Source organism: Pseudomonas sp. HLG18, assembly GCF_051903985.1.
Taxonomy (GTDB): domain Bacteria; phylum Pseudomonadota; class Gammaproteobacteria; order Pseudomonadales; family Pseudomonadaceae; genus Aquipseudomonas; species Aquipseudomonas fluorescens_BT.
Window position 1 is genome coordinate 1,744,548 of the sequence record NZ_CP195831.1, and the last position, 14,294, is coordinate 1,758,841.

Below are 14,294 nucleotides of genomic sequence, written 5' to 3' on the forward strand. Positions count from 1 at the left end.
GTTCGATTCCGGCGGCTCTCACAGCTACCCAGATGGCATTGCTGTTTGTTATGGCGGTCTTCATGACCGTGCTTTACACAACTCCAGAAATGCTGACCGCGACAGTTATTTCGCTCGCGGACGAGGGTAGTAAGATGATCGAATTCCAAAGTTTCACCGCGCTGTTTCTCAAGCCTGTTGCAACCGTGGTATCCGCCATCTGGTGTAGCTGCATCGCTGCTGGTGCAGTTCCCCGCTCCATCTGAGGCTTTCCAGCCTCGACTAAGCCCGGCCTCCAAGCCGGGTTTTTTTATGCCTCGAATTTACCTGTAGCCAGGGCAGCCCTCGGGAAGGCCTGGACGTCGTTGGCCGGTAGTGCGATGCATCTGAAAAACACCGGCAGCCCGCGCACCTTGACCTCACATTGCTTTCGGGGTGGCGCGAGACTGGATCAGCGAGATCGATGCAATGGGGCGTCGACGTTGAGAAGGCCTTTGGCGGACAGCGCGGAAAGACGCGCGCACCTATTCAGGGCCTCTGTAACCGCTTGTACATCGGTCAAGCCGCGACGATGACTGCCTCAGTAATACCATTTGCTTGGCAGACCAGTTTCGGTGAGGGCCTTTCCAAGTCTTTTGGAACCTCAAGTTTTAGCCCTGCCAGAAGAATCATCCATGCATCATTGGTGGCTACCTGATCGTTTCTGAGGCAATTAAAGGATCGACCTGCACCGTGTTGAGTGTAGAAGATTTTGTAGTTGGTGTAGTACGGCTGAGCCTCTACAGAGAGTCGTAAGTTTAAAGCTTTCAAGGCGACCTCCAGTTGTTCGATCTTAGACGTGTGAAGGAAGTCCACCAGACGATCGCCCTGTGCCTGGTGCACACCGAGCAAGCGGCACAAGTCAGCCTTGCGCATATCGCGGCTCATCATGGCGTTCCACAAAGCGATCTTCGCAACGGTAACGGCTGACGCAGACACAACGTGCTCTCCGTCCTCCGGCTGAGACGCTTCTGGAATGGATCTACGCTGATCGACATACAGCGAAAGCGTGGTAGCGATAGCGTCGTCTGCCTCGCTGATTGCATGTTTGAGATCATCGCCGAAGCTATTCAGCTCTGGCAGGTCTCGGCAGAAAACAGCAACGCCTGTCGCGTCTTGCTCAAATCGGATTGCGTAGTTGTACATGGTCACTCCTTGGAGGTGATCGCTCAGCATTCAGATGTGGTGAAGGGGCTCTCAGAGCCCCAGTTGTTTAATGATCGCCTTGCGGGTCGGTTCCGGCATTTCCTTGGAGCCGTGATCCGCGAAGGTTGTCCTGTTGCCGTTTGGGGCGGTGACTTTGAAGTGGCTTCCTTTGCCGGCTTCGAAGATCACCCCTTGGGCCTTCAACCATCGTCTGAACTCGCTGAACTTCATCACCTCGCCTCGTTATTTGGATGAGGCAATCTTACAACATTTATGTGTTAATACAACAAAAATGTTTTATTTCGTTAATCATGCACACGGAGTCGAGCGCATGGAGTATTTGCAGCGCCTGCTCGACAAGATCGACAGGTTTGAATTGCTGATCGCAGGACTGGTCGGCGCTGTCGTCGCAAGCTGGTGGCACAAGGACGACCTGGCCGACTGGCGCGCCTGGATGATCTTCCTCATCACCGGCATCGCTTGCTCGCTGTACCTGACGAGCATGGTCAGCACCTATCTGGGTGTGACCGAGCCGAAGATCGTCGCGGGCATTGGCTTCCTGCTCGGCACCTTCGGCGGATCGCTGCTCGCGGCCATCAACCGAGCCATCAAAGCCGCTGACCTCTGGGCGCTTATTCGCCAGCGGTTCGGGGGAGGCAACCCATGAATCTTGAACTGATCAACTCCATCGCCTGCGGCTTGATTGCCTTCTGGGCGACCTGGTGTGTTCTGAGCGGGAGAGTGCGGGACGGCGTCATCGGCAAGCTGATCTATTCGGCGATCGCCATCAGCGGGTTCGTTGTGATGAGCCGGGAGCAGAACATCTTCATGATGGGGCCGACCACCGCCGGGATCACGCTGCACGTTTCGCTGGCCCTGGCCGGTATGCGCCACATCTTCATGGTCATCTGGTGGCTGCGGGTGAAGGGCTGGCTCTGCCGGACGCTGAACTGCGAGCACTGCCTGCGCTGTGACAATGCGCCGGGCGGGATCGAGCGTCGATCCAAGTAAGTCGCGACACGTTTCGCGAATCAGCAAATTGTGTCGCGACACCGGGGCAAGACATGACCGCAGAAATCCACGATATCGCTGATCATCGTCCGCACCTGACGGTGACGGTTGATGGTGGTGTCCATGTGATTCCCTGCGACCTAGTGCGCTCAGTGATCGCCGGCGACAAACCATCAGCCATCCTCAGCGAACCGGTTCTGCGCCGTATCATTGAAGAGTGGCTCCACGGGGTGACGGCATGACCGCGAAGCTTGTTGAGTTTAAGAGGGAGGACTGGCGCGACGCCGCCAAGACCCTGCGCAAGATCGCTGATGATCTTGATGCCGGCGTGCATCCGGAATGCACGGTAGGCGCGCTGACCCTCATGGGGCCGAAAGGCGAAGTGACGGTGTTCGGTCTCGGGCCCAAGTGCGACGACCTGCAGTGCTTGGGTGCAATGCGGCTGGGCGAGCAGAAGCTGATTGATGTACTGCTAGATGGAGGGGAAGGGTAGGTGTGCTATTGAAATGACATTGTATGGCCCCCATGTCGGTGAACAACCCAACAAAGGAGCTGTGAGATGTCCAGTATCGCTAAATCAGACGTGGTCGCTCTAAAAAGTGGCGGTCCCGCAATGACTGTTGCTGAGATCAAATACCAAAAGCCAATTTTTAATGTGCCTGAATCAACGAATGCTTTCTGCCAGTGGTTTGATGGCGATAAACCAATGGAAAAGTGGTACGACGTTGAAGTGTTGGAGCGCATTGAAACATTGCCAAAACTGTCGTGAGAGAAGCCCCGCCAAGTGCGGGGCTTTTTTGTATCTGGAGTTCTAATGACAATCAAGCAACCCGACTGGGAGGCAATCGAACGAGCCTACCCAGCCGAGATTGCAAACGTCATGGCTTACTGAGCAGGCAAGCAACAATCCCAGGCTCTAAGCATTCCGGAGCAATCATGAAAATGACGACTGCTACTGCGAGTACTAAGTAAATCGTGTTTTTCATCCTGTGAACCTCGTTGGTTAATGAGCGCTCATTAGGCCCCGGCTGGTTCGCATATTGGCGGGCAATCTGCCCCCCTTTTGGGGGCGAACTCTGAATTGAGAAGGTTCTTCTGGTATGAATCGGCCGCTTCCTCCCGCGTCGCTGGTCGAGCTGTCAGAGATATCCAACTTTGGTATCCGCCTGATCCCCGCGCCCGAAGTGTGGGAATGGCTCCAAGCCGAGATCCTTTCCGATACCGGCAGCATCCACAACGAAGAGCATGCCCATCTGATCGATGCGGACATTCGTGTGATGTGGGCGTCTTCTGCGTTTACGAAGAAGGGACGCACGGTGGTGGGCCAGGCTGAACAGGTAGCGTTCCGCGCCGGTGGCTGGCAGAAGGCCCGGATGGAACAGCAGATGCGTGATTGGTTCGGCGATGTGCCGGACTTCATCATCACCCTGGCCGCCGACTACTGTGCCCAGTGTTCTGATGCTGACTTCTGCGCCTTAGTCGAACATGAGCTGTATCACATAGCTCAAGCGACCGATAAGTACGGTCAGCCAGCTTTCACCCAAGACGGATTGCCCAAGCTCGAGATGCGCGGACACGACGTTGAAGAGTTCGTCGGTGTCGTCCGCCGCTACGGGGCAAGCCCTGACGTTCAAGCGTTGGTGGATGCTGCAAATAAACCCGCCGAGGTGGGGAAACTGAACATATCGAGGGCTTGCGGAACCTGTCTGCTCAAGCTGGCCTGATCCTTGACAGGACCTTGACGGAATAAACCCATATGGCAGCCCTGAAAGATGAGGTGAAGCGCTTCATTGTGCAGGCGCTGGCCTGTTTTGATACGCCAACGCAGGTCGTGACGGCGGTCAAGGAAACATTCGGGCTTGAAGTGACTCGCCAGCAGTGCGAGCTCTATGACCCGACGAAGTACGCCGGACGTGATCTTGGGGTGAAGTGGAGAACGGTGTTCGAAGACACCCGAAAGCGCTTTCGAGAGGACACTGCCGAGATTCCTATCGCCAACCGCGCCTACCGTTTGCGCGGCTTGGGGCGAATGGCCGAGAAGGCCGAGAGCATGCGCAACCTGGCTTTGACCGCTCAGCTTTACGAGCAAGCTGCCAAGGAGTGTGGCGACATGTACGTCAATCGCAAGATCGAACCCGATAAGCCCCTGGGATCCCAGGCGGACCAGCAGCACGCAGTTGCTGAGTACACCCTGGAGCCTGATGAGAATGTCCCCGCTTCCCCGTACCTTTGATCCGCCGGTAAAGCTGACGCCGAAACAGGCGAATATTTACTGCTGGGGCTTCCAGCCTGAGGCGCGCTTCCGCGATGCGGTGTGTGGTCGACGGTTCGGCAAAACGTTCCTGGGCAAGGCCGAGATGCGGCGGGCCGCGCGACTTGCTGCTGAGTGGGGAGTTAGCGTTGAGGATGAGATCTGGTATGGCGCACCCACGTTCAAACAAGCAAAGCGCGTTTTCTGGCGTCGCTTGAAACAGGCGATCCCCGAAGCATGGCGCGCACACCGCCCGAACGAGACTGAATGCTCGATCACGCTCAAGTCCGGCCACGTCATGCGTGTGGTTGGCCTCGACAACTACGACAACCTGCGCGGCTCTGGACTGTTCTTCGTCCTAGTGGATGAATGGGCGGACTGCCCATGGGAGGCTTGGGAAGAAGTCCTGCGGCCGATGCTTTCAACCTGTCAGTACACGATTCCCGGTGCGGGGGCTCGGAAGGGTGGACATGCACTGCGCATCGGTACGCCAAAGGGCTTCAACCACTGCTACGACACGTTTCAGGACGGACGTCCGGGTCATGAGCCTGATCACAAGAGCTGGCTATACACCTCGCTCGATGGCGGCAACGTCCCGGCTGAAGAGCTTGAAGCAGCCTGTCGCAAGATGGATCCTCGAACCTTTCGACAGGAATACGAGGCCAGCTTTGAGAACTACGCGGGTGTCGTCTATTACACGTTCAATCGTGAGGCGAACCGTACCAGCGAGACCATCAAGCGTGGTGAGGCACTGCATATTGGCATGGACTTCAACGTTATGAAGATGGCGGCCGTCGTGCACGTGATTCGCGATGATTTGCCACTGGCGCTCAGCGAATTCTCAGATGTGCGGGACACGCCCGAGATGATCGAGAAGATCAAGCTGCGCTTCCCCGACCACAGCATTGCGATCTACCCGGACGCCAGCGGCCAGAACACCAGCAGCAAAAGTGCGAGCGAATCAGATCTGTCGCTGCTCAGGAAGGCCGGCTTCACCGTGGTGGTGGACTCGACCAACCCGGCAGTGAAAGACCGGATCAACGCCATGTGCTCGATGTTCGCCAACACGTATGGCGAGCACCGGTACCTGGTCAATGTCGACCAGTGTCCGAAATACACGCAGTGCCTGGAACGCCAGATCTACACGGATAAGGGCGAGCCCGACAAGAAGTCCGGATATGACCACCTAGTGGATGCGCCCGGCTATTTCATTGCCAAGCGGTACCCGATCAAAACACGCACAGGCGGAACTCGCCGAATTGGAGGCTTGGCCTGATGCCAGTGCAATCGACAAACCCCGACTACGACGCGCACATCGCTGAGTGGGAGATGATGGACGACGCGCTCGAGGGTGAGTGCGCCGTGAAGCGCAATGAGCGCAACCTGCCCAAACCGAGCGGCATGGTCGAGGCCGAAAAACTCGACGCTGCCAGCAACAAGTACCTTTACGCGAACTACACGGCACGCGCTCAGTACGAACACTGGGTGCGTGACTCGCTTCGCTCGATGATGGGATTGGTGTCTCGGTTGATTCCTGAGATCGAACTGCCCGGCGGCCTGAAAGGACTGGAGGACAACGCCACGGCGGACGGCTTCGGTCTGAAGCAGCTGTTCTTCCGCATGGTGCGCCAGGCTATCTCGCATGGCCGGGTACCGCTGGTGGTGAATATCGATGATCGCGGCGAGCCGTATTTCTCGACGTATGCCACGCGCAACGCCATCAACTGGGACACTGCTGATCAAGGCGGCCGGCAGGATCTAGTCCTTTCGGTGTTCCGCGAGTTTCGCAAGAAGGGCGGCGATCGTTACAGCCACGACTGCGACACGGTTTTCCGTGAGTTCTTCATGCAAGGCGATACCTGTTACACCGCAGTGCGTAATGAGGGTGGTGAGCTCGTGGAGGACGAGAAGCCTCTCGGAACCACTGGTACCGACAACCGTCTGGTGAAGGGGCTGACATACCTGCCGGTGATTTATTGCGGTTCGACCGACAATTCCCCGGATGTCGATGAGGTGCCGCTGCTGACCATGGCGCGGGCCGCATTGAAATCGTACCAGCTAAGTGCCGATTACTTCACTGCGCTGCACCAAACCAGTCATCCGCAGCCGTGGGTGTCCGGCCTCGATGACTCCGTAGAGCTCAGTGTGACGGGGCCATCGGCGGCGTGGGATCTTGGGCCCAACGGACAGTGCGGCTATCTGGAGTTCCAGGGTGCCGGCGTCGAGGCAGTTCGCAAGGCCATGGATAACCAGAAGAACGCCGCGCTTGAAGCCGGTGCCAAAGTCATGGATGTTGGCGGGATTGAGTCGGGCGAAGCGCGCAAGACACGCCAGAACGATCAACACGCCACGCTGCACAGCATTGTCGTCACAGTGGCGGAAGCGGTGGAGCAGGGACTGCGGTACGCAGCTGATTGGAAGGGCTACGACCCCAAGCAGGTCAAGTTTAAGGTGAACCCTGAGTTTGTGACCCCTGTGGTCGATGCTCAGGTGCTTGCTGAGCTACTCAAAGGCGTAATGGCCGGCACGATCAGCGCCGACACCTATTGGCAGTACCTCACCACCGGCAAACTGCCGGATCGCCCATATGAAGATGAAGCCGACCTGATCAGCGATGAGCGCGAGTCGGCTGGCATCAACCTGGACAAAGAAGATGCCAACGACCAGTCAGGCGCAGGCGGACAGCCAACTGTTGGAGCAGACGACCCGTCACTCGGTAATGTTGGAGCGGCTTAAGGCTGGCGAGGTCAAAAAGTTCGAGAAGTATCTGCGCCAGATCGACAAACTGGTACGCGAGCAATTGACCCGCAAGGAGCTGACCACCTACAGCCGGGATCGTCTTGAGCAGTTTCTGGCCCGAGTCGATCGCAAGCTGCTGGAGATCTACAAGGCCTACGGTGATCTTGTTCAAGCCGATCTGGTCGATATCGCGCTGTATGAATCGACTTTCGAAGCCAAGAGCTTGAGCAATGCGCTCTCCATCGACGCAGTGGTACCGACCAACACTGTGATCCGCGCGGCGGTGTTCTCCTATCCGCTGCAGGTGAAAGGCATCGACGGCGGCAAGCTGCTGAAGAGCTTCGTCAGCGGCTGGACGCGCACGGAGACGATGCGAGTCACGAACACAATCCGGCTCGGCTTCGGCCAGGGCCAGACCAATGCCCAGATCATTCAGGCGATTCGCGGCACCGCAGCTCAGAACTTCACGGACGGCATCTTGGCGGTGAGCAATCGCAACGCTGCGTCCGTGGTGCAGACCGCAATCCAGCACGTGGCCACGACGGCGCGAATGGAAACGCTGAAGGCCAACAGTGACGTGGTTCTGGGCTACCGCTGGGTGTCTACGCTGGACCGCAAAACCTCGCAGCAATGTAAAGGGCTGGACGGCATGCGCTTCGACTTGGGTAAAGGGCCGTTGCCGCCGGCGCACATCAACTGCCGGTCGACCACGGTGCCGACGACCAGGCTTTCGGAGCTGTTCGCCAAGGATGCCACGCGCGCTTCGGTGGGCGAGAATGGCGGGGCGCAGGTCGATGCCAGCCTGAACTATTACGAGTGGCTGGCAACTCAACCCGCCAGCTTCCAAGACCATGCACTCGGACCGGTGCGGGCCAAGTTATTCCGCGATGGTGGTCTGACGCCTGAGAAGTTTGCCAAGCTACAGCTCGACAAGTCGTTCAAGCCGCTGACCCTGCCCCAACTGAAAGATGTGGAGCCTGACATGTTCACTCGGGCAGGAGTTACACTCGGCACTCAAACAAGTTGAGATGGCACATGCAGATCCTCGTTGAGGACGGGAAGGGCAGGCCAGACGCGAATAGCTTCGTGCCGCTGGAGAAGCTGACCTTCTACCGCGACTACTACGGATTCCGGATACCTGAAGCTGAGGCTGAGCAGGTCGAACTGCTGCTGCGCGCTGCAGCTGATATCAACGCACGTCAATGGAAAGGCAGCAAAGCTAAGCCCGATCAGGCCATGGCTTGGCCACGGCGTGACTGCAAGATCGAATTCCAGACGCTCTCCGACACATTTGTGCCCTTTGAAATCGAATGGGGTCAAGTACGGCTGGCGGTCGAGTTGTACGCCGCCGAGCAGGGCTTCCAGATCGAAGAGCCCACCCATTGCACCGAACCAAACGGTCGGCGCACACGGTTGAACCGTGGTACGCCCGGATTGCGCATGCGCCCGCCGCCATATGCCCCGAGCAGGACGCAGTTCGCTGACTATCTTGTGATGCGAGGGTTGTCGATCGTCTCATGCAAAGACTAAATCTGGCTGCTTTGAGTGCTCTCCCATGCTAGTGTCTTTTCGCCGCTATTGGCTTCGAGTATAGGATTTAGGCATGAAAAAGGAAGTTGGTTACTACATGCGCTCCGTCAGCATTTGCGCTGGTAGTGAGGAAGAGCTGCTGGAGTCATTAAAAAAAACGCCTGGCTATGACCTAAAGCCGTTGGAACGTCCTGCTGGTGGCGACATAAGGTATGAGCTTGTCAGTGAGGATGAAGCTGTACGCATACATGTGCATCACGTACCGGGCACAGAGAGAGCTCAGACCGTTGGTGTTTTGCCGCAAGACAAGATAGCTGTCGATAGTCCAATAGAGCTCAAAGATGATGAGCTTGTAAAATTTGCTAAAGCTTTCAAATCAGTTGATCCAGAAAATGGACCCTCTATTTCGGTGTCCACTTGTGATTACGATCTAGACAATCTCTGATCAGGACTTTCCGCTCAATCTCTTTGTAAATACCTTCAAAACCAAAACCTCGGCCATGCCGGGGTTTTTTTATGCCCGCCAGGCGGGCCAACCAAGTCCCAAGGGGATACCCATGCCATTTGAATTTGACCCGGCCGCCGCTGGCCTCACCCTCGACGCAACTCAGGCCGCAGCCCTCCAGGAGGCGCTTGGCGGAAAGGTTCAGGAGTATCTGGACAAGGAAGTAAACGGGCTCAAGTCCAAGAATCAGGAATTGCTGGGCTCCAATCGGACCATCAAAACCGAACTGGACAAGCTGAAAGGTCAGTTTGAAGGCCTGGATATCGACGCGGTGAAAGGATTGCTCGCCAAGGTCGGTCAGGACGAAGAAACAAAGCTGATCGCCGAGGGAAAGCTCGATGAGGTGATCAATCGCCGCACCGAACGCCTGCGCACCGATTCCGAGAGGCAAATCAAAGCGGCCAATGAGCGCGCAGACAAGGCCGAAGCATTCGCCGCCAAGTACAGCGACAAGGTGCTGGCCGACTCCATCCGCGCTGCCGCCATCAAGGCCGGCGCACTCCCCGAAGCTGCTGAGGACATCATCTTGCGCGCCAGGGGCACTTTCAAACTCAGTGAAGACGGCGAAGCAATTGCCACCGACCGTGACGGCGAGGTCGTTTACGGGAAGGACGGGAAAACCCCGCTGTCGCCGCTCGAATGGGCGGAATCGCTGCGCGAAACAGCAACACACCTGTGGCCAAGGGCTCAGGGTGCCGGTCCGACCGGCGATCAAGGTGGCAAGGCCACGAAGAAATGGGGCGAGTACACCGAGCAGGAGCGCGCCGCGCTGGCTCGAGACAACCCCGACGCATTCAAAAAACTCCAGGCCACCAAAGGAACCTAATCCATGGCAACTACCCAACTGACCGACATCTTCGTCGGCGACTACTACGCCTCGCTGGCGCCGGTTAACAGCCCGGAAAAGACCGCTGTTTACGAGTCGGGCATTGTGACTCGCTCGCCTGTGCTGGATGCGATCGCCTCCGGCAGTCAAGGCACCGCTGAGATCAGCTATTGGCAGGATCTCAACGCTGATGAAGCTCCGAACATCAGCAACGATGACCCGAATGACCAAGGTGAAGTCGGCAAGGTCGAGCAGGACAGCATGCGTGCTCGAGTCCTGTATCTCAACAAAGGCTACGGCGTAACCGATCTGACTGCGGAGCTGGCCAACACCGAACCACAGCAGCAGATCCGCAACCGCTTCGGCACCTACTGGACTCGCCAATGGCAGCGCTACACCCTCGGTGCCGCTCGCGGCATCATCGCCTCGAACATCGCCAATAACGGCGGTGACATGGTTATTGACGCTGGCGCAACCATCAACGCCAACGCTTTCCAGGACGCAGCGTTCACGGCGGGCGATGCTGCTGATCAGTTCGGCGCGATCGGCGTGCACTCGGTCGTGATGAACCAGATGGTCAAGCAAGACCTGATCGAGTACCTGCGCGACTCCGACGGCAAGATCATCCTGGCCACCTATCTGGGCAAGCCGGTGTTCATGGATGACGGTCTGGTCTATGGCGCTGGCAAATACCTGTCTGTGTTCTTCGGCCAGGGCGCTTTCGGTTACGGCGAAGGTGCCCCGAAGGTGCCGGTCGAGCTGGAGCGTAAGCCAGGTGGCGGCAACGGCGGCGGTGCTGAAGTGCTGTGGGAGCGGAAGACCTACATCCTCCAGCCTGCTGGTTTCAGCTGGAAGGGTTCTGAAGCCCAGAACGCCAGTCCGACCGCGACCCAATACGCCGCCGCAGCCAACTGGCAGCGCGTGTTCAGCCGCAAGCAGGTCCCATTCGCCGCCGTGATCAGCGGTACCACTACGCCGTAACTCGGCCACACAACCTGGCGCCCATATGGCGCCGGGATGCTTTTGAGGTGACTTATGAAAGTGATCTACACGGACACGCCGGGCAAAGAACGCGGTGTGTGCTACCGCCTGCTGAGCGAATTCTTCGGTGTCATCGGCTCCGCTACCGAGGTGGTCGTCGATGGCGATGCCCCGGATATCGTCGATGCCTACCAAGCAGCTGGAATCAAGGTGTCCGACGGCATTGAGCAGGAAGCCCCGGAAACTGACCCTCTGAAAATGAAGGTTCCCCAGCTGAAAGAATGGCTGACCGAGAAGGGCATCGCCTTCGATCCGACCGCCAAGAAAGAAGACCTGCAGGCCTTGGTGCCAGCGGAATAAGGACAAGCACATGACTGACTTCATCACCGTCGCCAATGTTGACGCTCAGCTCGGTCCTGGCTGGGCCGGCACCGGTGATCCGGTCCTTGCCGTGACCATGGCCAACGCCTGGCTCACGACCAAGATCAAGCGGGCTGTTCCAGATCCGGTCCCAGCCGAGATCAAAACAGCCGGCGCTCAGGTCGCCAAAGAGGCGGCGGCGGGCAAGCTGTACACGTCCACGCAGAAGGAAGTGCAGAGCAAGACGGTATCGGCGCAGTCCGGAACTTCTGTAAGCAAGACCTACGTGGCGGGCTCTACTGATCAGTCGGCTGGCGTGAATTTCGCTCTGGCGCTGCTCGATCCGTGGACCAAGCGCTCCGGCGTAATGATGCTCAAGAGGACCTGATCATGGGCATGCGCGAAGAGATCCAGGCTGAAATGGCTGAGGCGTTCGATGATCCTGATGGACTTGCCGACGCGGTGAAGCCAGTGAGAGGTGTGCGCAAGGTTGTGGGCGAGTATGACACTGACCTGGGCGGTGCGCCCGTAGTCATCACCACCTACGGCGGTCGTGGAGTATTTGGCGCCTACCTGGCCAAAGAAATCGACGGCTCCTTGATCCAGACCACCGACAAGAAGTTGCTGGTGCTGCAAAACGAACTATTCGTTTCGGAGGCGGGCGTGCCGACTGCGGTACCAGCTGCCCCAGCCATTGGCGATATCGTCAACGAGCTGCGGGTGATGAACGTCTCCGCCGACCCAGCTGATGCAACGTGGACGGCACAGCTGAGGAAATGACATGGCGACTCAAACCGGCAGCTTCGCCCTGAGCTTGGCCGAGTTCGCCGCCCAGACCAGCGAAGCCATCGACGCCAGTGTGCGCGAGATCATCATCGAGGTCGGCAGTAGCCTGATCCGCATGTCTCCAGTGGGTAACCCGGAGATCTGGGCGCAGAACGCGATTGCGGCCGAGTACAACAAGGCCGTCGACGACCACAACAGCGCTTTGCGCAGTGACCCGGCCAACCTCACGAAGGGCGGCAGGCTCAAGAAGGGCCGCAAGCTCAACGACGGCATGGACATCAAGGCGCCTGAAGGCTACGTCGGCGGCCGGTTCCGTGCGAACTGGCATCTATCCATCGGTGTGGTCGAAAACGTTACTTTCGACGAGGTGGACCCGAGCGGCGCCGAGACTGTCGCGGCCATGGTCGCCGCCATCAGCGACTTCACCGCTGGCCAGATGGTCTACCTCATCAACAACTTGCCTTACGCGATCCCGCTGGAGTTCGGACACTCGACCCAAGCCCCGAGCGGCATGGTCAGGGTAACTGTGGCTCGCTTCCAGCAGATCGTGCAGGAGGCCATCAGGAACAATCAGGTATGAGTCACGCACGCGCTCGTCAGGCCATCGAAACGAAGCTGGCCGGTTGGTCGGCTGCGCGTCCTATACGAGTGGCCTACTCGAATCAGCCATTTACACCGAATCCATCTGAAACCTATCTGCGGGCCTTCCAGCTACCAGCCAGTACCACCTGCCGCTATCTCGGCGGCGACGCCTACGAGTACACCGGCGTTTATCAGATCAGCATCGTCTGTCCATCTGCCCAGGCCATGGCCACCGCAGAGACGCTTGTTGAGGAGCTGACACGGCTCTTTCGCGTAGACACGCCGCTGGCCCGCAACGGGTTCGATGGCCTCATCACTGAGCCGGTAGATCAAGGACCAACTATCACAGAGTCGGCGACCTATACGGTCCCGACAAGCTTCACCTACGCAGGTGTCGCAGACCAACCGCCCGCTGGGGCATAACCTACCGCCGTCAGGCGGGCACTCAAGAGGAAACACACCATGGCCGCACGCTTTCCGCTGCCGAACGGCGCTGTGCTGGAGATCGCCAGCATCATGGGATCCGCCGTCCCTTTCACTGCTTTGACCAATGCGAAGCCGCCGGTAGCGGCCTCCATTGGCCACGACATCGAAAACGGCGATGTTTTGCTGATCAACTCCGGTTGGGCGCTGATCAATGACCGCGCAGTGAAGGCGTCCGGCGTTACCGCCGATGCTTTTGCGTTGGCCGGTCTCAATACCACCAACACCGACAAATTCACTGTCGGTGCAGGTTCTGGCTCTGTGATCCCGGTGTCCGGATGGACGCAAATCTCGAAAGTCACTTCTTTCACATCCTCCGGTGGTGAGCAGCAGTACCAAACCGTCGGTTACCTGGAGGATGACGATGACAAGCAGTTTCCAACGAACCGCAACCCAACCACGATTACCATTGTGGTCGAGGATCAGCCAACCGCTCAGTACGTCGAGACTGTCGAAGGCTTCGACGACACCAAAGAGCTGGCCGTCGTACGCATGAAGTTGCGCAACGGTGATCAGATCCTCTACCCGGGTTATGTGAGCATCACTCCAGATCCGACGATGGAGCGAAACAATGTCATGACTCGCACCATCAGTATCGGGCTTTCGGCTCGCTCTCTACGCTATCTGGCCGGCGCATAAGGATTTCCCATGGCAAAGATCAGGATCGCCCAGAACCCTACGTTCAAGGCTCTCGTGCACATCCCCATCGTTGGGTGTGAGCCCGAGGCAATCGAATTCACTTTCAAGTATCGGGATCGCCCGGCACTCGCCGCTCTGTTCGACGAATGGAATTTGAAGGCGAAAGAAATGCGCGAGGGATTCGGGGAAGGCACCACGTTGTCGGATGTCGTTGCTGCTGAAACCGAATATCAGGTTCAGCAGATCAAGGATCTGGTCGCTGGCTGGGCGTTCGATGACAAGTTCGACGACAAGAGCATCATTGCCCTTGTGAAGTCTTGCCAGGGCACCGCTGAGGCAGTGGTGAGTGCCTATCAGAGCGCATTTAATCAGGCCCGCTTGGGAAACTGACGGCGGCAGCCAGGGTGTTATACGAAAGTGGCCCATCTGCTGAGCAG

24 protein-coding genes are annotated in these 14,294 nt (G+C 57.9%); 22 read left to right on the plus strand and 2 right to left on the minus strand.

From position 1 onward, the window contains the following. The first annotated feature begins 32 nt into the window (after window positions 1-32). The gene (locus ACSPX5_RS08015) at window positions 33-245 is read left to right on the plus strand and encodes a hypothetical protein (protein ID WP_439821385.1); all 213 of its coding nucleotides are present in this window, start codon (window positions 33-35) and stop codon (window positions 243-245) included. A gap of 292 nt (window positions 246-537) precedes the next feature. On the opposite strand, the gene ACSPX5_RS08020 is transcribed toward ACSPX5_RS08015, so the two are convergent. Together ACSPX5_RS08020 and ACSPX5_RS08025 are read right to left on the minus strand one after the other, a co-directional pair. Beyond that, window positions 538-1,164 carry a type II toxin-antitoxin system HicB family antitoxin gene (locus ACSPX5_RS08020; protein ID WP_439821386.1) on the minus strand — a complete coding sequence of 209 codons (627 nt, stop codon included), beginning with the start codon at window positions 1,162-1,164 and terminating at the stop codon, window positions 538-540. A 51-nt stretch (window positions 1,165-1,215) separates the two neighbouring features. Next, window positions 1,216-1,395, minus strand: a complete 180-nt coding sequence (locus ACSPX5_RS08025; RefSeq protein WP_167655244.1) for a type II toxin-antitoxin system HicA family toxin — start codon at window positions 1,393-1,395, stop codon at window positions 1,216-1,218. Window positions 1,396-1,495: 100 nt separating this feature from the next. Between ACSPX5_RS08025 and ACSPX5_RS08030 the strand changes: the two genes are divergently transcribed. The 21 genes from ACSPX5_RS08030 (at window position 1,496) to ACSPX5_RS08130 (ending at window position 14,247) form a co-directional block, all read left to right on the plus strand. Next, window positions 1,496-1,831 (plus strand): MFS transporter, encoded by a 336-nt coding sequence (locus tag ACSPX5_RS08030; RefSeq protein WP_236192752.1) that lies wholly within the window; start codon window positions 1,496-1,498, stop codon window positions 1,829-1,831. Continuing rightward, window positions 1,828-2,175, plus strand: a complete 348-nt coding sequence (locus ACSPX5_RS08035) for a hypothetical protein (protein ID WP_439821387.1) — start codon at window positions 1,828-1,830, stop codon at window positions 2,173-2,175. Before ACSPX5_RS08030 ends, ACSPX5_RS08035 begins: the two co-directional genes overlap by 4 nt. Window positions 2,176-2,228: 53 nt before the next feature. Next, a complete protein-coding gene (locus ACSPX5_RS08040; RefSeq protein ID WP_439821388.1) occupies window positions 2,229-2,417 on the plus strand; it encodes a hypothetical protein in 189 nt (62 codons plus the stop codon). After that, window positions 2,414-2,668: a hypothetical protein gene (locus ACSPX5_RS08045; protein WP_085708288.1), complete on the plus strand. Its 255-nt coding sequence runs from the start codon at window positions 2,414-2,416 to the stop codon at window positions 2,666-2,668. The genes ACSPX5_RS08040 and ACSPX5_RS08045 overlap by 4 nt, the downstream gene beginning before the upstream one ends. 66 nt (window positions 2,669-2,734) lie before the next feature. After that, entirely contained in the window at window positions 2,735-2,944 is a 210-nt protein-coding gene (locus ACSPX5_RS08050) for a YodC family protein (protein WP_439821389.1), read from the plus strand. 331 nt (window positions 2,945-3,275) lie between these two features. Then, window positions 3,276-3,899, plus strand: coding sequence for a putative metallopeptidase (locus ACSPX5_RS08055; RefSeq protein WP_439821390.1), 624 nt, complete (start codon window positions 3,276-3,278; stop codon window positions 3,897-3,899). Between the two features lie 32 nt (window positions 3,900-3,931). Further along, the gene (locus tag ACSPX5_RS08060) at window positions 3,932-4,408 is read left to right on the plus strand and encodes a DUF2280 domain-containing protein (protein WP_439821391.1); all 477 of its coding nucleotides are present in this window, start codon (window positions 3,932-3,934) and stop codon (window positions 4,406-4,408) included. Next, window positions 4,383-5,702, plus strand: coding sequence for a terminase (locus ACSPX5_RS08065; RefSeq protein WP_439821392.1), 1,320 nt, complete (start codon window positions 4,383-4,385; stop codon window positions 5,700-5,702). The genes ACSPX5_RS08060 and ACSPX5_RS08065 overlap by 26 nt, the downstream gene beginning before the upstream one ends. Next, the gene (locus tag ACSPX5_RS08070) at window positions 5,702-7,162 is read left to right on the plus strand and encodes a DUF4055 domain-containing protein (RefSeq protein WP_439821393.1); all 1,461 of its coding nucleotides are present in this window, start codon (window positions 5,702-5,704) and stop codon (window positions 7,160-7,162) included. The genes ACSPX5_RS08065 and ACSPX5_RS08070 overlap by 1 nt, the downstream gene beginning before the upstream one ends. Continuing rightward, entirely contained in the window at window positions 7,080-8,192 is a 1,113-nt protein-coding gene (locus ACSPX5_RS08075) for a minor capsid protein (RefSeq protein ID WP_439821394.1), read from the plus strand. The genes ACSPX5_RS08070 and ACSPX5_RS08075 overlap by 83 nt, the downstream gene beginning before the upstream one ends. A gap of 8 nt (window positions 8,193-8,200) precedes the next feature. Further along, complete coding sequence (locus ACSPX5_RS08080) at window positions 8,201-8,695, plus strand: DnaT-like ssDNA-binding protein (protein WP_439821395.1); 495 nt, start codon at window positions 8,201-8,203, stop codon at window positions 8,693-8,695. A 73-nt stretch (window positions 8,696-8,768) separates the two neighbouring features. Then, the gene (locus ACSPX5_RS08085; RefSeq protein ID WP_439821396.1) at window positions 8,769-9,140 is read left to right on the plus strand and encodes a hypothetical protein; all 372 of its coding nucleotides are present in this window, start codon (window positions 8,769-8,771) and stop codon (window positions 9,138-9,140) included. Between the two features lie 112 nt (window positions 9,141-9,252). Beyond that, complete coding sequence (locus ACSPX5_RS08090; protein WP_439821397.1) at window positions 9,253-10,026, plus strand: hypothetical protein; 774 nt, start codon at window positions 9,253-9,255, stop codon at window positions 10,024-10,026. Window positions 10,027-10,029: 3 nt separating this feature from the next. Then, on the plus strand, window positions 10,030-11,007 hold the full coding sequence (locus ACSPX5_RS08095; protein WP_103485001.1) for a major capsid protein: 978 nt from the start codon (window positions 10,030-10,032) through the stop codon (window positions 11,005-11,007). Window positions 11,008-11,061: 54 nt separating this feature from the next. Further along, on the plus strand, window positions 11,062-11,367 hold the full coding sequence (locus ACSPX5_RS08100) for a HeH/LEM domain-containing protein (RefSeq protein ID WP_439821398.1): 306 nt from the start codon (window positions 11,062-11,064) through the stop codon (window positions 11,365-11,367). A gap of 10 nt (window positions 11,368-11,377) precedes the next feature. Beyond that, window positions 11,378-11,755, plus strand: a complete 378-nt coding sequence (locus tag ACSPX5_RS08105; protein ID WP_439821399.1) for a hypothetical protein — start codon at window positions 11,378-11,380, stop codon at window positions 11,753-11,755. A gap of 2 nt (window positions 11,756-11,757) precedes the next feature. After that, window positions 11,758-12,147 (plus strand): hypothetical protein, encoded by a 390-nt coding sequence (locus ACSPX5_RS08110; RefSeq protein WP_439821400.1) that lies wholly within the window; start codon window positions 11,758-11,760, stop codon window positions 12,145-12,147. Window position 12,148: 1 nt separating this feature from the next. Then, complete coding sequence (locus ACSPX5_RS08115) at window positions 12,149-12,733, plus strand: hypothetical protein (RefSeq protein WP_439821401.1); 585 nt, start codon at window positions 12,149-12,151, stop codon at window positions 12,731-12,733. After that, the gene (locus ACSPX5_RS08120; protein ID WP_439821402.1) at window positions 12,730-13,158 is read left to right on the plus strand and encodes a phage tail terminator-like protein; all 429 of its coding nucleotides are present in this window, start codon (window positions 12,730-12,732) and stop codon (window positions 13,156-13,158) included. The genes ACSPX5_RS08115 and ACSPX5_RS08120 overlap by 4 nt, the downstream gene beginning before the upstream one ends. A 39-nt stretch (window positions 13,159-13,197) precedes the next feature. Continuing rightward, entirely contained in the window at window positions 13,198-13,857 is a 660-nt protein-coding gene (locus ACSPX5_RS08125) for a phage tail protein (protein ID WP_439821403.1), read from the plus strand. Window positions 13,858-13,866: 9 nt separating this feature from the next. Next, on the plus strand, window positions 13,867-14,247 hold the full coding sequence (locus tag ACSPX5_RS08130; protein ID WP_439821404.1) for a phage tail assembly chaperone: 381 nt from the start codon (window positions 13,867-13,869) through the stop codon (window positions 14,245-14,247). Window positions 14,248-14,294: the final 47 nt, after the last annotated feature.